Annotated in this window: 1 protein-coding gene; it reads right to left on the bottom strand. The window is 31.1% G+C overall.

Features of this window, described 5'->3' with window-relative positions:
• Positions 1-833, bottom strand: an 833-nt coding sequence (locus LQ693_RS13425) for an IS1182 family transposase (protein ID WP_204236200.1), incomplete at its 3' end; no start/stop codon positions are given.
• Positions 834-977: the final 144 nt, after the last annotated feature.

Raw genomic sequence — 977 nt, 5'->3', positions numbered from 1 at the left:
GTTTTGTATCCAGAGTCTACTGCTAATGTGATTGGCAACATATTTTTTGCTTCTAATCTTTCAACCATAGGTTTCAACTGTGTACTATCGTGAACATTTCCAGGTGTAACATGTTGATCAATTATAAAACCATTTTTATCTACACAACTATGTAAGCTATACGCAAATTGTTTCTCTCTTTCACCTTTAACATAGTAGCCAGCTTCTTGGTCAGTAGTACTGACTTTCTTATTTTTATATTCCTCCTTTTTCTTATTTTTTATGGGCTTTTTTCCTTGTGCTAACCTCTGTTGATTAATTTCATTATTAAGTTCTTCTTGGAAGTGTAATGTATCTTTTTTAACAACTCGGTTAATATATTTATTTTTGTTCGCATTAGCTTTTATATGTGTTGAATCAATGAATAACGTTGAGTGATCAATTAAATTATTCTTAATCGCAATTTGTAATATTCTTTCGAATATTTGTTCAAACAAGTCAGTATCATGGAACCGTCTTGTATAATTTTTACTGAATGTACCATAATGAGGGACTTTATCAAGAAAGCTAAACCCTAAATACCAACGGTAAGCTACGTTAGTCTCAATTTCTTTAATAGTTTGTCTCATTGATTTTATGCCAAATAGTCTTTGAATAAGTAAAATCTTAACTAAGATAACTGGATCAATAGAAGGACGTCCGTTATCTAAACAGTATTTATCTTCAACAAGTTCATAAACGAAGTTTAAATCTAATACCTTATCTACTTTTCTCAACAAATGATCTTTAGGGACCAATTCTGAAACAGAAATCATTTCATATTGGTCACGTTTATCTTCAGCTTTATTTAACATAGAATCAACTCCTAAATAAAATTTCATCTATATTATAAAATAGTTTGTTAATATTTGGTATTTTTTTAGCGCTGACTCCTGCGGGAACAGCATGATTCGAAGACTACAGGCTGAGAACATGCCCGCGGAAAGCATGCGCATAAA

The organism is Mammaliicoccus sp. B-M6 (genome assembly GCF_022386965.1).
Lineage (GTDB): Bacteria > Bacillota > Bacilli > Staphylococcales > Staphylococcaceae > Mammaliicoccus > Mammaliicoccus sciuri_A.
Note: the sequence above shows the minus strand (reverse complement) of the source record. Positions and strands in the feature narration are given on the sequence as shown.